General features: G+C 47.0%; 10 protein-coding genes and 3 pseudogenes. 7 read left to right on the top strand and 6 right to left on the bottom strand.

Features of this window, described 5'->3' with window-relative positions; translation table 11 throughout:
- Positions 1-13: 13 nt before the first annotated feature.
- A complete protein-coding gene (locus NLK60_RS11010; protein WP_254807839.1) occupies positions 14-952 on the bottom strand; it encodes an NAD-dependent epimerase/dehydratase family protein in 939 nt (312 codons plus the stop codon).
- 167 nt (positions 953-1,119) lie between these two features.
- Here NLK60_RS11010 and NLK60_RS11005 point away from each other — a divergent pair, with 167 nt between their 5' ends.
- A complete protein-coding gene (locus tag NLK60_RS11005) occupies positions 1,120-2,925 on the top strand; it encodes an ABC transporter ATP-binding protein (RefSeq protein ID WP_254807838.1) in 1,806 nt (601 codons plus the stop codon).
- A gap of 54 nt (positions 2,926-2,979) precedes the next feature.
- Here the strand turns inward: NLK60_RS11005 and NLK60_RS11000 are convergent, their stop codons facing one another.
- A complete protein-coding gene (locus NLK60_RS11000; protein WP_254807837.1) occupies positions 2,980-4,152 on the bottom strand; it encodes an IS701 family transposase in 1,173 nt (390 codons plus the stop codon).
- 55 nt (positions 4,153-4,207) lie between these two features.
- A pseudogene (locus NLK60_RS10995) lies at positions 4,208-4,840 on the bottom strand (IS6 family transposase); the annotation flags it as partial.
- 177 nt (positions 4,841-5,017) lie between these two features.
- Between NLK60_RS10995 and NLK60_RS10990 the strand changes: the two are divergent.
- The 6 genes and pseudogenes from NLK60_RS10990 (at position 5,018) to NLK60_RS10965 (ending at position 12,061) form a co-directional block, all read left to right on the top strand.
- Entirely contained in the window at positions 5,018-5,986 is a 969-nt protein-coding gene (locus NLK60_RS10990) for a hypothetical protein (protein WP_254807836.1), read from the top strand.
- 2 nt (positions 5,987-5,988) lie between these two features.
- On the top strand, positions 5,989-7,029 hold the full coding sequence (locus NLK60_RS10985; RefSeq protein WP_254807835.1) for a polysaccharide pyruvyl transferase family protein: 1,041 nt from the start codon (positions 5,989-5,991) through the stop codon (positions 7,027-7,029).
- A gap of 159 nt (positions 7,030-7,188) precedes the next feature.
- Positions 7,189-8,043 carry a hypothetical protein gene (locus NLK60_RS10980; protein ID WP_254807834.1) on the top strand — a complete coding sequence of 285 codons (855 nt, stop codon included), beginning with the start codon at positions 7,189-7,191 and terminating at the stop codon, positions 8,041-8,043.
- 199 nt (positions 8,044-8,242) lie between these two features.
- Positions 8,243-9,218: pseudogene (locus tag NLK60_RS10975) on the top strand (transposase).
- Positions 9,219-9,503: 285 nt separating this feature from the next.
- Positions 9,504-10,667, top strand: a complete 1,164-nt coding sequence (locus NLK60_RS10970) for a glycosyltransferase (protein WP_254807833.1) — start codon at positions 9,504-9,506, stop codon at positions 10,665-10,667.
- 191 nt (positions 10,668-10,858) lie between these two features.
- Positions 10,859-12,061: an IS4 family transposase gene (locus NLK60_RS10965; RefSeq protein WP_254807832.1), complete on the top strand. Its 1,203-nt coding sequence runs from the start codon at positions 10,859-10,861 to the stop codon at positions 12,059-12,061.
- Positions 12,062-12,276: 215 nt separating this feature from the next.
- Here the strand turns inward: NLK60_RS10965 and NLK60_RS10960 are convergent.
- From NLK60_RS10960 to NLK60_RS10950, 3 genes and pseudogenes are all read right to left on the bottom strand, one after another.
- Positions 12,277-12,784 (bottom strand): annotated as a pseudogene (locus NLK60_RS10960) (IS6 family transposase); the annotation flags it as partial.
- A 79-nt stretch (positions 12,785-12,863) separates the two neighbouring features.
- A complete protein-coding gene (locus tag NLK60_RS10955; protein ID WP_254807831.1) occupies positions 12,864-13,763 on the bottom strand; it encodes a glycosyltransferase family 8 protein in 900 nt (299 codons plus the stop codon).
- A 144-nt stretch (positions 13,764-13,907) separates the two neighbouring features.
- A complete protein-coding gene (locus NLK60_RS10950; protein WP_254807830.1) occupies positions 13,908-14,777 on the bottom strand; it encodes a ParB N-terminal domain-containing protein in 870 nt (289 codons plus the stop codon).
- Positions 14,778-14,903: the final 126 nt, after the last annotated feature.

The following is a 14,903-nucleotide window of genomic DNA, read 5'->3' as shown; positions in this document are numbered from 1 at the left end:
GCGAACCTGCCGGTCAGTTGTGCTCGTTTCGATACCACTCGATGGTTTGCTCGAGTCCGTCTCGGAGCGAGACGGTCGGCTCGTACTCGAGTTGATTTTCGGCTTTCGAGATATCTGCCTCGGAGTGTTCGATGTCACCCGAACGGCCGTCCGTGTGGACGATATCCGAGTTCGTATCGGTGATGTCCTGAATGAGTTCGGCTAACTCGCGGATCGTGATCGACTGGCCAGTGCCGATGTTGTAGGCTTCGCCGACTGCATCGGTGGTCGCCGCCTTGCAGTTAGCCTGGACGACGTCGTCGACGTAGACGAAATCGCGGGTCTGGTTCCCTTCCCCGTGGACGGTGATGTCATCACCCGAGAGCGCCTGATCGATGAAGACGCTTATCACGCCGCTGTAGTCACCCGCAACCTGTCCCGGCCCGTAGACGTTGAAATACCGAAGGGCGACGGCCTCGAGGCCGTAGAGGTCGTTGTATAGTCGAGCGTAGTGGTCGATCGTGAGCTTGTTGAGCCCGTACGGAGAGGTCGGCTCTTTGGGGTCGGTCTCCGTGACGGGGACTGATTCAGGGTGGCCGTAGATCGCTGCACTCGAGGCGAGGACGACCCGGGCGTCTTCCTGTCGGGCAGCCTCGAGTAACGAAAGGGTCGCTGCTGTGTTGATCTCGTGGCTCGTCTGTGGCTCCTCGACCGAGCGGGCCACGCTCACGAGGGCGGCCTCGTGGAAGATCAGGTCAACTTCGGCGATTGCTTTAGCGAGTTCCGCTTTCTGGCGGATATCTGCCTCGAAGAACGTGGCATCTGGCGGCACGTTCGACTCGCTGCCGGTCGTCAACGCATCATATATTCGAACGTCGTTGTCCTCGAGCAACGTGCTCGAGAGGTGACTGCCGATGAATCCCGCACCACCCGTGATCAGCACCGTCCGGTCACATGGCCACCCAGTGGTCATATCATAGCATGTCTGTCGTGTCTGTATGAGTCTGCTGGTCTTTCTCCACCATTACAACTGGCGAAAACCAAGGCTCTGGGTTTGGTAGCCAACAACGAACGCTTGGAACTGTATTCCGACGAGGTTATAACCGACTATGGACGAACACTGTACAATTACATACCAATATGTCATCTTCTGACTCCGAAGGCGTTTCACGAGGTGCAAAACTCGAGGCGCTCCTCGACGTCGCTCACTACAATCCCAAGTTTGCCGGCGTGATCGTTGTGCTCGGGCTCGTAGCGGCCGTCCTCGAGGGGGTCGGCCTGAGTTTTATCCTGCCGATCATCGAACTCGTCCAACTAGACGATCCGACTACAGAGGCAGATGGACTGATGGCGGTGTTCGTGACTGCCTACGAGGCCGTTGGGATTCCGTTCACGCTTGGCTGGGTCGTCGTGGGCGTGGCAACGGTGATGATCGTTCGGTACACCATAAGTTTCGTCGTCGCCTGGTTTCGAGAAATGCTGCGGACGTACTACATTCGGGATCTGCAGCTTCGGGCCTACGATAACGCACTGGATGCTCGAGTCTCTTATTTCGACGAGGAAGGGTCGGACGATATCCTGAACGCGATTGTGACCCAGACGAACTATGCTGGACGGGTTATTCAGCGCGTTGTCCGGTTGCTCGAGATGGTCTTTCTCTCGCTGGCGTATCTCATCATCGCGCTGATCATATCGCCACTACTGACGCTGTTCGCTGCAGGCGTGCTTGGCTTCCTGACTGTCTTTCTTCGGCGCGTGGTCGAGCCAGGGTATACGATCGGTGACAGAGTGGCCGATGCGAACGAGCGTCGACAGGAAGCTGCCCAGGCCGGTACCCAGGGCATTCGTGACGTGCGACTGTTCGGGCTTGCTCAGGAGTTGCGACAGGATTTCAGTGACGCAATCGACCAGTTTACGACCGCTCGTATCACCCTTCGGCGGAATGAAGCGGCGATCAACAATTTCTACAACCTGGGCGTTGCGGTTTCGGTATTCGTTCTGATCTATCTTGCACTGACATTCGCTGACTTGTCGGTGGGTGCACTCGGTGTCTTCCTCTTTGCGATGTTCCAGCTCGGACCGAAAGTGAGCCAGGTCAATCGGTTGTTCTATCAGGTCGAAAACGACCTGCCGCATCTGGTTCGAACACAGCAGTTCATCGAGGAACTCGAGTCCCGAAAAGAGCCAAACGAGGCGACTCGAGAAGTCCCTGATGTCGTTGACGAGGTCGAGTTCGACGACGTACACTTCTCGTACGACGATGAGGAGCAGGTCCTTCGGGGCATCGATTTCTCGGTCGAGAAAGGCGAGTTCATCGCCTTCGTCGGCCAATCCGGGGCGGGGAAATCGACCATCGTCTCCGTGTTGGCTCGCCTGTACGAACTGGATCGTGGTGAAATCCGGGCTAACGGCATTCCAGTCGACGAGATGGATATTGGCGAGTGGCGTGATCGGATCGCCGTCGTTCGCCAGGACCCGTTCATCTTCAACGATACTCTCGAGTACAATCTCACCATCGGGAATCGGGACGTCACTCGTGGGGAACTTGATCGCGCCTGTGAAATCTCGAAAGTAGACGAGTTCTTTGGAGAGTTGCCAAACGGGTACGACACGATGCTCGGCGACGACGGGGTTCGGTTATCTGGCGGGCAAAAACAGCGGGTTGCGCTGGCTCGAGCGCTGTTGCAGGATGCCGACCTCCTGGTGTTGGACGAAGCGACCAGTGACCTAGATTCGAATCTCGAGCAAGAAGTTCAGGCTGCTATCGAGGAGATGGACCGGGACTATGCCATGATCGCGATTGCGCACCGTCTGTCGACCGTTGAAAACGCCGATCGGATCTATACGGTTGATGCTGGGAAGATCGTGGAGACAGGTGCACACGGCGACCTGATCGACAACGGTGGGCAGTACGCGAATCTGTATGCGATTCAGTCTCGAGGGTGAATAACAAGTATTGCTTTGGTGAATTCATCGTGTTTAGTTACTTGACTTCGCACGTTAGACGAACATGCCTTCGATCTGGTGCATTAGCTCGTCGGTGCTACGGTTTGGGCTGTTGAGCGCCCAGGACAGGAGGTTTTCAACGCTTTCGCGGAAGGATCGCTTAATTTCGTTGCGCAGCGAGGTTGCTCGTTCGAGGATTGTTCCAAGGGCGCTGTGTGCAGCACCGAGCTTGAGGAGGCTGTAGGCCAGCATCAGCAGGTGCCAGTGGCGACTGGCACCTGCGGCATGCCGGAGCTCGCAATCTCCAAAACCAAGATCCTGCTTGGTGTCCCTGAAGAACGTCTCTACGCGCCATCGCATCGCGTACAACGCGATGAGATGGCTCGCTGGCGCATCGATTTTGTTCGACACGATGTACTTCACGCTCAGTTCGTCATCCTCGTCGCTAGATTCTTTCGTCGTAATCAGGAGTTTCACCTCTCCGAGACGGCTCACGTCGCGTTTTTGCGTCCAGATGTGGTAGGTTTCGCCGTCGATCGTACGTGGAACAGTGTCGATGCGCTCGGCCAGCGCATCGACGCGGATTCGTTCACCACCGTACAAGACACGTGCGTCGCTTTTGACGGCTGAAACCCACTCTTTGCCGTAGGTTTCGAGGTGGCTGACGAACTCTTGGGAACAGTAGCTCATGTCGAAGAGATAGGTGTCCGCCGGGACACCTATCTCGATGAGTTCGTCGACGAGTTCAATAGCCAACTCAACCCGCCGCTGTGCGTCTTTTTCGTAGAGACGAAAGCCGAGTGGGTAGGTGGTTTTCTCGTCGGCGTAGAGTGCGTAAACCAGATTCTGGCCCCAGATATAGCCGCGAATCGTGTGGTCGTAGAATTTTCCGGCGTTCGGGATGTTCTCGCCGGTTTTGTGCGTGAAGGTGTCGTCAATGATGACGACACCGTCACTGCTCCACTTCGTGTCGTTCGTCTGTTGGAGAAGCGCGAGACGTTCTTTGTTGAGCTGGTCTTCGTCCCAGTTGTACTCGGTGAGGAACTTGTTCAGGGCGCGCTCACTTTTGGCCGGTAGAACGTGGTTCGAGATGCCTTGGACGGTCTTGTTGCTGGCCGCAACAAGACCTGTGACGTACGTCTTGGCGTGGTGTTTCTGCCTCGTCGAGAAACACTCCAACTGGTCGATTGGCTCAGTACATGACAGAAACGACGTAACAGGGAGCATTGGCGTTCAATGCTAGTTCTACGCGTTCTACCAGCATAAGGTGCGAAGTCAAGTAGTTACGCGAGTTCCACCAGACGGCGAAGGCTTGTAGCCACGTTTCGGCGGTTGTTGGATCGACGTGGCTGAAGCTATTACTAAACGATGAAGTACGTCGTTTTACCTCGCGAAAGACACGTTCGACGGCGTTCCGATTTCCATGTTGTTCGGGTCGAAATCGGAGCCCGGTTCGCTGGAGTGCAGCCGCTAGATGCTGGGCGTGATCGACGAGAAACACAGCTTTTTCGACGTCATGTTTCTCGCGAAGTTCTTGCAAGAATCGTTGCGTTAATGCGGTTGTAGTCGTCGTATACAGCCGCAAGTGCAAGAATTCGTTTGTCTTGGGATCGACAGCGGCGTACAGCCAGAACTGTTTACCGTTGATTCGGATCGCCGTCTCGTCAAGCGCAACGTGATCCGGATTCGCGTTGTTGGCGGGCTGTAGCCCGGCCTTATGAACCCAGTCGTGGACGGCTTTCCGCGAGCGTTCGACACCGAACTTCTCTAATTCTCGAACGGTATTCGAAAGCGATAGTCCAGCAAGATGCAGTCGAATACCGAGCTCCATCAGCTGGCGGGGTGTCCGCTCTCGCTCCACAAAATCCAAGTCGATCCAGTCGCTACAACCGTTGAGGCGGGCGATTTTCGCCATGAATCAGCTGAAAATCACTCTGCCTCATCCTTCAGCCTTAACTAAACACGACCAAAACACAAGAGCGAAGAATTAATTAGTACGCTGTGGGTAGATTCCATCTGAAATGCAACAGTATAGGGGTTGTTTAAATCCAGCCTTGTCTTATTTGACCGCAACACATCAACTCCATGAATAATGAGTTTGTTATTCTACACAGCAGCTAATAAGGAATATGAAGCATTCGCCCCGATATACATATATTTTGCACTGAACAACAACCCCAATTCATACATTGAAATAGGTGTCGAAGATGCTAATTCATATCGGTCAAATAACAAGGAACAAATCGACATACTAAGGCGTCTATTTGGAGATAGATTCAAATTCACATCAGTCAATTTTAATGGCATTTTGCCAGGTGCAGTTCGTTTTATTACAAAACCCACATTAGCAAGGAATTGTGACTACGTGTATATCGGGGATATTGACATACTGTTATTTGATGATGATATTAAGGAGCAGCACCTAAAGAATATGCGAAGACATAATGTCTCATATTCCAATATTATCAGAGGACCGGCTCATACTGAGGGTGATAATTACAGACTATCAGGGCTACATTTTGCTCCCACAGATGTACAATACCCCCTACCCGACTTATCCAATATCAATTATTCTATCCACAATACAATCAGGGGCGCTGATGAACATGTATTATATCAAATTATGAAAGAAAAGGACGAACTAGTTCCTGAAAATATGAAATTCAGACCAGAGCATGGAATCCACATTCGAACTAATAATTACCCATTTGGGGAAAGGGGAAAATATAGGCCAAAATCCTCTTTTGATGAGATAGCAAATGGGAACCAAAATACGGCATGGAGTGGTCTGGAAGTTTCGCACTATCGAGAAGCTTTTTTACAGAGTTTAATGAGCAAAGAGTTTCAAGAACTGTATTTTACATTAGATATGAATGTTAAGAACATGTTAATTGTGCTAGAAAATGCATGCAGGGGCCGGTTCGACCAATTTGAAAAAGAGGCTTTTACGTATATGATTGCGGAGTCGCACTACGAATCACTTCTCCGTCAAGGGTTGCGATCTCTTTATGATGATGGTTTATCCACCACATTATACAAAATAATGAAATACCTATATTAGAAATGTATTCATATAAACAAATCCAAAAAGGTATTAATAACCCAGGGTCTATTAAACAAGAAATAATATGGAAGTTAAAAAGTCATTGGAAATATCACTATGCTGTCAATGGGGCCTACTGGACAGGCAATGTTGGAGATCGAGCAATAGCCCATAGTATTAAAAATCATTTATCAAAAGAAGGGAAGGGTGTAGAACTATTCCCTAAAAATATTGGAGCGACTAGATCCAATGTGCATATTTTGGGTGGAGGTGGTGTGCTACGAGATTGCCGTGCAGCAATGAACGAAAGCGACCCAGAAATTTTGAAGCGCCGATTGGATTGGGTTACAAGTTCGAAAAAAAGTGCAATCTTGGGAGTAGGAGTTCCCGGGTTTAAGACAACTGAAGCGCAGGAACTCATAGAAACCCGATTAGCAAATGTTGATTTGATTACTGTGCGAGATAAATGGTCACAGAATAAACTCAGAGATTACTTTGATGGAGAAATACATACCACAGCATGCCCAGCCTTCCTATTGAATGACCCAAAGAGTCCATCAACAGATGCTACTGGAGTGAATTTTCGGCCTTGGCCAAATTATCAACCGGATGTAATGTCGTATCACTTTGATTTTGATGAAGGGATGGATATACCCAAATCAAGACAAATCTATATCAAAAATGCACAAAGAATTTGTGGCGAGATTGAAAATCCAGTATTTATTCCTTTTGCCAAAGAAGATGAAGAGTTTGCGAAAAAATACTTAGATGTGAAAATATTACCCTACAAATTTTCAGTTCAAACAACTTTAGAGCGAATCAGTGGTGTAAATAAGATGGTTTCAATGCGGTACCATTCATTACTGTTTAGTGCCATTACCGACACACCTGTTCTGGCTATAGCATATCAACCAAAAGTATCATTTTTAGCTGAGAGAATTGGTATCCAATCTTACGAGCCGGACAAGGAAGAATTTCCGATTACATTCGAATCTCCGGAGAATGTGAATGAGCTAAAAAAGAAAGCAAAAGATAATTTCGATTTATTGCAGGATGTATGACCCATCAACTCGCCTGATATTATTTCTGGTTGAATTTTATGGAGTGGGTGGTTATTATAGAATTGATTATAAGGCTGTATTTATATCTAATGGGCTATTTCAGTATGATTAGACACTGATAAAGGTATAATCATATAACTGTAGATACAGAGTCGCAATATGGATGATGCTGGAGTATTTTATATTGCAACCGGAGAACAATTTGTTGATGAGGCAGAAGTTTCAGCACGATCTGTCCGTAATGTCATGCCTGACATACCAATTGCAATTGCAACGGATGTTGAACCCAGGTTCAAATTTGATTATGTGATTGACATACCCAATCCAAAACATGGTTTTGTAGATCAAATAGAAAACCTACATCGCTCCCCGTTTGACAAAACCCTACATCTCGATACAGATATATATGTGAATGATTGTGTGAATGAATTATTTGAACTATTAAATCAATTTGCTATTGGCGTTGCACACAACCATAATAGAGAGGTATACGATCCACCTGGAGTGCCTGATAGCTTCCCGGAGTACAATACGGGGGTCGTCGCTTACAGAAATGATGACAAATTCAGGCAGTTTACGAAAACATGGGGAGAAAACTACGCTGGCCTAATAAATGAAAATGGTACTCAAAACCAGCCCTCGTTCCGTAAAACATTATATGAGTCTGACCTTCGGATTGCTACTCTTACTCCGGAATATAATTGCATGGTGCGATATCCTGGACACGTCCGAAATAGGGTTAAAATCGCCCATTCCAGGCTATTAGATATTCAGACACCTGGTGCTACTAAATCGGTCGAGGTTATGGAGGCGATAAATAATCTCAATAGTTGTTCCGGACATCGGTTATACGTTCCAAATAGTGAAAATGGAGTCACCATTCTGTATAATAGTCTTGATAGTGATGCACCAGTGCATGAAAAGGTGATGAATATGATACGGGTACATGGTATTAGATACACTGTAAAAAGATTAAAATCTGAATTTATTAACCAAGTTTCCAATCGTAAATAGCTGAGAACTGTGCGTTCATAGGTTCACCAACACCAATAACAATATTAGATCTATATTTGGAAATAATAAAGACTGAATCTTTTGTTTTTATGATACAATGGGAACTTATCAAAGAAGTACATGAGTGCAGAGGGTATCATAGAATACGTCGCACACGAAAGGGCAGGGTTGAGAAGCCGTGTCCAGCAGCACTTAAACCCTGCACGATGAGCCTTGGATAGACGAGTTCTTTAATCTCGTGGCTGTCGAGACACTTCCGCTCTTCGAGTACCTCGACTTTGACTTTCTCAGCGAGTATGACGTGTTCGCCCCCGCTCGCCGGGGGCGAACACGAGATCATCACCCGCCAGAACTGTTCAAAGGCTTTCTTCACTGCTTCTACAAGGGAATCTACGGGCCTCGTCCTGTCACCCGAGAACTCCAGAACACGGCCGTCTGGACCAGCTGTAGCTTCGATCGACCGCCGTCGAGAGACGCGGTCGATCGCTTCCTCACTGACCTCGGACTGGTCGTTGACAACGTATTCCGCCGCCTCGTCGAGCAGGCCGCTATCCGCGGCCTGCTCGACTCTACCTTCCCATCGATTCAACCGATCTCGAAGCCCCTGCGTGGAACGATGACGCGTCGTGGAATACGATCCAACGGCCGAAGCCTACTACTACGGGTTCGGTCTCACGATTGTTTCGGCAGGGCCAAAGATTCCGATTGCAGCGGAGTTTACGCAGGCGAAACAGGCCTCGAAGGAGACGGCGATGCGCGTCACACGTGACGCGCTCGCCGTCAAACAGCCGATCTGGATGCTTGGAGACAGTGGCTACGACATCCTCGATTGGCACGACTTCCTGCTGGAAGCAGGAGTCGTGCCGATCGCCCCGTACAACCCACGAAACACCAGCGAACCGCTCGATATCGAATACCGTGTCGAAAACCGAATCAGCGAATTCACCGAGGATGTGACGCTCAAGCGTTCGATCCTCGCTGATACATACAAGCGACGAACGCAAGTTGAGCGAACGTTTGGAGCGTGTTCAGACTGCGGCCTCGGGACGCTGCGCGCCCGAGGCGCGTCCATGCGCGAGTACACAGCGTATCTTGGACTGTGTCTCCGAGTGATCGTCGCCATCACGAACCACGAACAGGGCGAAAATCTGGGCCGAACCAAGCTCGTGGTATGAGATGAATTGTATGACACCCTCTGGGTGCAGGTAAGTAACGGTGGCATGCTACCAATCCGTCTGAAGATGTTAATTTTTGCTGATATTGCTTCAAATATTTATGCGTGATTAGATATCAGATGCCGCTGAGGTCGTGCGTTGCCTTTGACCCAACAAATGATAGTTAAACAGTCCCAACAACACCCTAATAAGGAAGACCTACGTAGTTTTTCGAAATGAACTGGCCTTATCAAAATTGGCATTGCCTACAGGTCGCTCAACTGCAATATCTATCTCGATAAAGATATGTATAAGAACGCAGCCACTCATGTTATTGTCGGAAGACATGAATATGATTATAATATCCCTCATAGAGAACAGCGATTGGCAAACTATCTAGTTCACAAGCAGGAAACAGAAAAAGTATATTGGGTTTATCCAGATACTGTATCCAAATTGTGTGAAAATGTAAAAGACAACGGAATAAGAGAGGTCAAAGTACCGACACAGTACCTATCATTCACTGTTCCCGAACCACTTTTAGATGTGTTTCCATTTAACCATCAAGTAAAAAACATGATTTGCAGTAAATTTGGACCGTTTAAATCTACAAAATCAATTTTATGGTATTACTCGCCACACCTAACATCCCTTTCTCAGATCAATGGTTTATGGGATAAAATTATTTACGATTGTAGCGATGATCACACAACGATCGGTTGGGAACAAAAAGAAGAGTTAAGCAAAACGGAATATACTAGGAAATCTATTGGAGCAAAGCTGAAAACTCGAAGTGAAAACCAGCTATTAGAGAGAACAGATTTGAATTTTGTATCGTCTGAACATCTTCACAATAAGATAGGAAAAAAATACAGTACAACAACATATTTAGAGGAGACTGGAGTCGACTTTGACAAATTTGAAAAAGACGGAAGTTCACCAATATTAGATAAAATAGGGGAACCACGTCTCGGATTTATAGGTAAATTAAAGAAAAAGGTGGATATGGATCTATTAAATGGGGTGGCGAAAAAGAACAAATCATGGAATATTATCCTTGTGGGTCCTAAAAGAAATGAAAATGTTGAATATATATTCAACAACCCAAACGTTTACTGGTTTGAACCAGTTAATCCAGAAGAAGTTCCGTTGTTGATGAATAGTCTAGATATTGGTTTAATGCCTTATAAAGATATTAAATATAATAAATCTGTATTTCCACTGAAATTTAATGAGTACTTAGCTTCTGGTTTGCCTGTTGTTGGTTGTGGGCTCCCCTCCACAAGAAAATACGTCCAAAAGGGAGTATACCAACATACAAATAATAGTATAAGAGATTTTTCGAAAGCGTGTTCTGAGGTATTATCATGGGAAGAAGGAGTGAAAGATAGAAAGGAAATAGCAAAACACGCAGATTGGAACTCCAAATTTGATCGAATTTACCATCGAGTAACCGGGTGTAACTACTAAATTTCTGTGCAAGATCCATACAGTCAATTTGAGGAACAGTCAACATACAGTCAATTTGAGGAACAGTCAATTATTAGGAGACTTTGAATGATATTTGCAGAGATGCTCGCCAGGTTTCACGAGAAATTTACGGCACGCGGTGTGCCATTCCAGGTACTTAAATCCGCCCTCGCCTCGACAAATCCATCGAGATGGCGAAAACAATTCAACACCAGACACAGTCATTTCCGGAACAAGATCTTAGCCGAGACTGGAGCCAGTCACCCACGATTGCGAGCGACTTTTACTCGCTGCTCGACGCAGTCGACAGCGAGTTCATCGCCGATCAGTTCGGAATTGGCACCTACACCAACACGCACGATTTCGCAAACCATCTCAGAGTCGGTATTTTCGTGGGCATAAACCCGTCTGACTCACTCGCTGAACTCGCTGCAAAGACCGGAACGCATGCACAGATGGAGGAGATGGCTGCCTCGACTTTCTCCCGGCATACGAACGACCGCGACTACCGCGCGGTCGTTCGTGTCTTCTTCGAACTGCTCCATTCACCCCAACTGTATCATCAACGCAGTGTTCAGCGAAAGCGCCTCGAATGGCTCGATCGAGCAGTCGTTGCTCTCGACAAAACAAATCTCGCACTCACCAGGTCAGTCGCTGTCCTGAGCGAATTGTATGATGGTGAGACCGTTGACGAGATCAAACCAGGTGACCGTGGTCTCAAATTCAACCTGGCCGCACGCGTGGACGGACACGCCAAGCAACCTGTTGGCGTGTCCGTCACAGCAGGCGAGACACGCGAACCAACACAGTTTGACGATCTCCAGGGCGATGTCGATGTCTTCGCAGACCTCGACTCTCCAATTCGCGTGTTCGATCGTGGCTATCTCGACTATGACCGCTTCTGTACGTTGAAAGAGCGCGAAGAGGACTTCGTGTGTTTGTTACAGGCGGATTCTCGGGTCGATGTCCTGGAGCAAATCCAGGACATCGACATCACTGACGAAGCAGGAACGCGCCACGTACGTGACGACGTGATTGAACTCGCCGAGACCGGTGAAACGTTTCGACGAATCGTGTTCGAGGACGTGGACGGAGAGAAGATCGCGTATCTGACGACGCTTTCTCCTGTGGATTATGATCCTGTGGACGTGATGAACATCTACACACTTCGGACACTCATCGAGATCCTATTTCGGGAGTTGAAGCAGTATACGAACATCGAGAGCTTCCATTCACAATCGGTGAACGGTGTCTTGTTCGAGTTATTTTGTACGTTGATTGGCTATGTGTTGGTCAACTGGTTCCGGCACTGCCACCCACTTCGGGGTGGCGTGCCGGAAGCGATCCGTCTGATCCGAACACGGTGGAATCAGTCGCGTCGGGCCTACGGATGAGGGACTCGAAGACACGAGGAGAGCGCCGCCGCAGGAGCGGCGGCACTCTTCCCTGGGAGGGAGAATATACCATTAAACCTGTGTTTGAGCACACCCAACTGGTCGAGTACGTCTTCTTCTGATTTTCACGCCGTCGATCAGCTCGCGATCTGATGGATTGCTACTTCCCTGTGGTTTCTCACTCGGTAGTCTTATCAAGTCGAAATAGGACAGTTTTCGATGAGGTTTCGGTCGATATAGTCAACCCGACCGCTCAATCTAACCGAGCAGGGCAGTCCGATAGTCAAATTGATCGACGAGAAACACCGCCTCGAAGAGATCATGTTTCTCGCGGAGTTCATGCAGGAATACAGCCGCCGGATCGGTGCCGTGGCGGCCGAACAACTGAGCATCAAGAGTCAACTTTGTATCGAGGTTTATTGCAGCGTACAACCAAGACCATTCGCCGTTTATTTTGACAGCGGTCTCGTCAACCACGACCCGCGAGGGCTTCGCCCTCGGCGGGTCGGGAACGCTGTCAGCCAGCCGATGTACCCAATTCCAAACTGCACCATGAGAGCGTTCAACGCCTAATTCAGCGAGGATAGTTGTTGCCTCACAAAGCGAACATCCAGTCGCATGGAGGCGGACGGCAACACCCGCAAGGGTTCGCCGTCCGCTCACACTCCCAAGTTCATCAAATTCCACCGCGTATGACACGCTGAGCAGGTCTGCGAGCTGCATGTTCAAACCAACTCTACGACCTGCTCACTTCTCAAACCACGCTAACTAGACGGTGCCTATTAGTCAATCAAGTCATAACTCAATAAATAATTGTTTGAATGAGGTCGCACATTCTATAGGTGATATCAGATGCGCTGCTCTCTCTAAACTTCTTTACTGGATATTTATAATTCTTTTTATCATTATATTCTGCTTTGAAAGGGCTGCGGTCTAAGTATCGGATATACTCATCTCCATACTCTGGTGAATGATGGTATTTCCAAGGTTTCCTATGTGTTGTGAAATGAACTATCCGTGGATCTATCTGCCCCCCTCCAGATAGTAGTTGTTTGGACCAATCATAGGTATAATTATACTCTGGATCAATAAGTTGAATATTGTTTTGTAGAACTGTATTAATTGTATTTTGGATGGGAAGCCTGAAACCTGTTTGATTCTCTTTAATATAGGTCAAACACTCTTTACCAATCTCTTCTTCCCTCCACGCATCAATATCTATAAGTAATACACCTGTGTTAATATAGTCTGCCGTAATTGGGAGATCATACTTGTAACCCTCTCTTTTCACATGTGGCACACCAGCAATTATATTTCCGTCCAAGTCCACGTCGCGAATCGTGGAAATATCTCTTCTGATGATAGTGTCGCAATCTATATATAGGGCCTTTTTAACTTCGCTAGGTAAGATATCATCGAGAAAAAGCCGGTAATATGTAGCATCAGAAAAATGCTTAGGAGTATTGAACTCTGGGAAATTTTTCTTCTCAAAATTTAAATGATTAATAGAAAAACCCGCTTCTTCTAACTCAAAATCATTCATATGTTTGTAAAACTTCTCACTCTTCTCGTCAGAAACAATGTACACATGGATATTCAAATCTTTATTATTGTTTAAAATTGACATTATTGAAACAAAAGCATGACGCCAATATTCCCCATCAGGAGTGTAAACGATTCTGATTGGGTCGGGTAAATTCACACTTGAGAGTCAGTTTATGGGATTATATATCTGACGGGATAAACTGACTCTATATTGTCCGGAATCAAACAAAACGTGTTACAAAAGCCTACTTTCCAATATCCAACAATCTGGTCTTTGGCATATCTATTCGGTTCCAGCGTATTAAATAGGAATATCTGGATGTGATTGGTTGATCTTTTCACTATCTGTCTCATTTTTATACTTTTTTTCTCTTCGGGCAATCCATTCCATGTGTCTGAGTAAAATTACAACTGGGATATAATCAACATCTAATAATTTAGCAATACATAAACGGTGATATCCATCCCTAAATAAATACTCTCCGTTTGCTGCAATATCAACTTTCACTTCGTCATATTGTTTATTAAGATAGTTTTTTCGTCTACTATTGGCCATGGGGTCATCCCTTTCTGATACTTCTACTGATCTCTTGTATCCGTTCTTATCGACTCTATCATACAGCTGGTCTAGTCGATCGTACCGTTCCAACAGTTCGGATTTTGTTCTACAACCTTCTCTGACAATTCCGTTATCGATATCTTCAATCGCTTGAGAAACATATTTTGTGTTCTCCCAAACAATTCCCTGTTCAAAATGGTTTTTAAAGCACTGGTATATCTCAGTATCTGTAAAACTTTGATAATTGCCATCATTCCATCTTCTTATTTCCCCCACATCCCCCCAATAATAGTCGAAAGGACTTATTTGTTGAATCCTGTCTGGTGATATCTCCTGAATTGAGATGTAATCAATAGGGGGCGATACATTACGATATTTTATACTGTGGATTTTACCATCAAACAATTCACATAAGTTGGACATCGGAGTCCCATATTTTCCATATATATACACTTTTCGAGCAACACTCTTAAGCCCCCTTTTTCGGATATCCTGTATCGTTCTTTGAACTTCCCTCGATAAGGCCATATTTATACAATCAACAGGTAACCTTACATAAATTTCTGTCTGAACCTCTTTTGGAGATGTTCCAAGCCCACAAGAGAACAGCATGGATAGAAACTCTACTCACTCAATGCCACAAGGCATTTCTGAGATAAATTTCTGTAAGTGATCACAAACTAATTGTTATAACGTTTTTATTGTTGATTGATACATGGCGATGGCAGGAATGACAGG

The sequence above is a fragment of the Natronosalvus amylolyticus genome (genome assembly GCF_024298845.1).
In the GTDB taxonomy this organism is placed as follows: Archaea; Halobacteriota; Halobacteria; order Halobacteriales; family Natrialbaceae; genus Natronosalvus; species Natronosalvus amylolyticus.
This window is presented reverse-complemented; position numbering and strand designations above follow the sequence as displayed.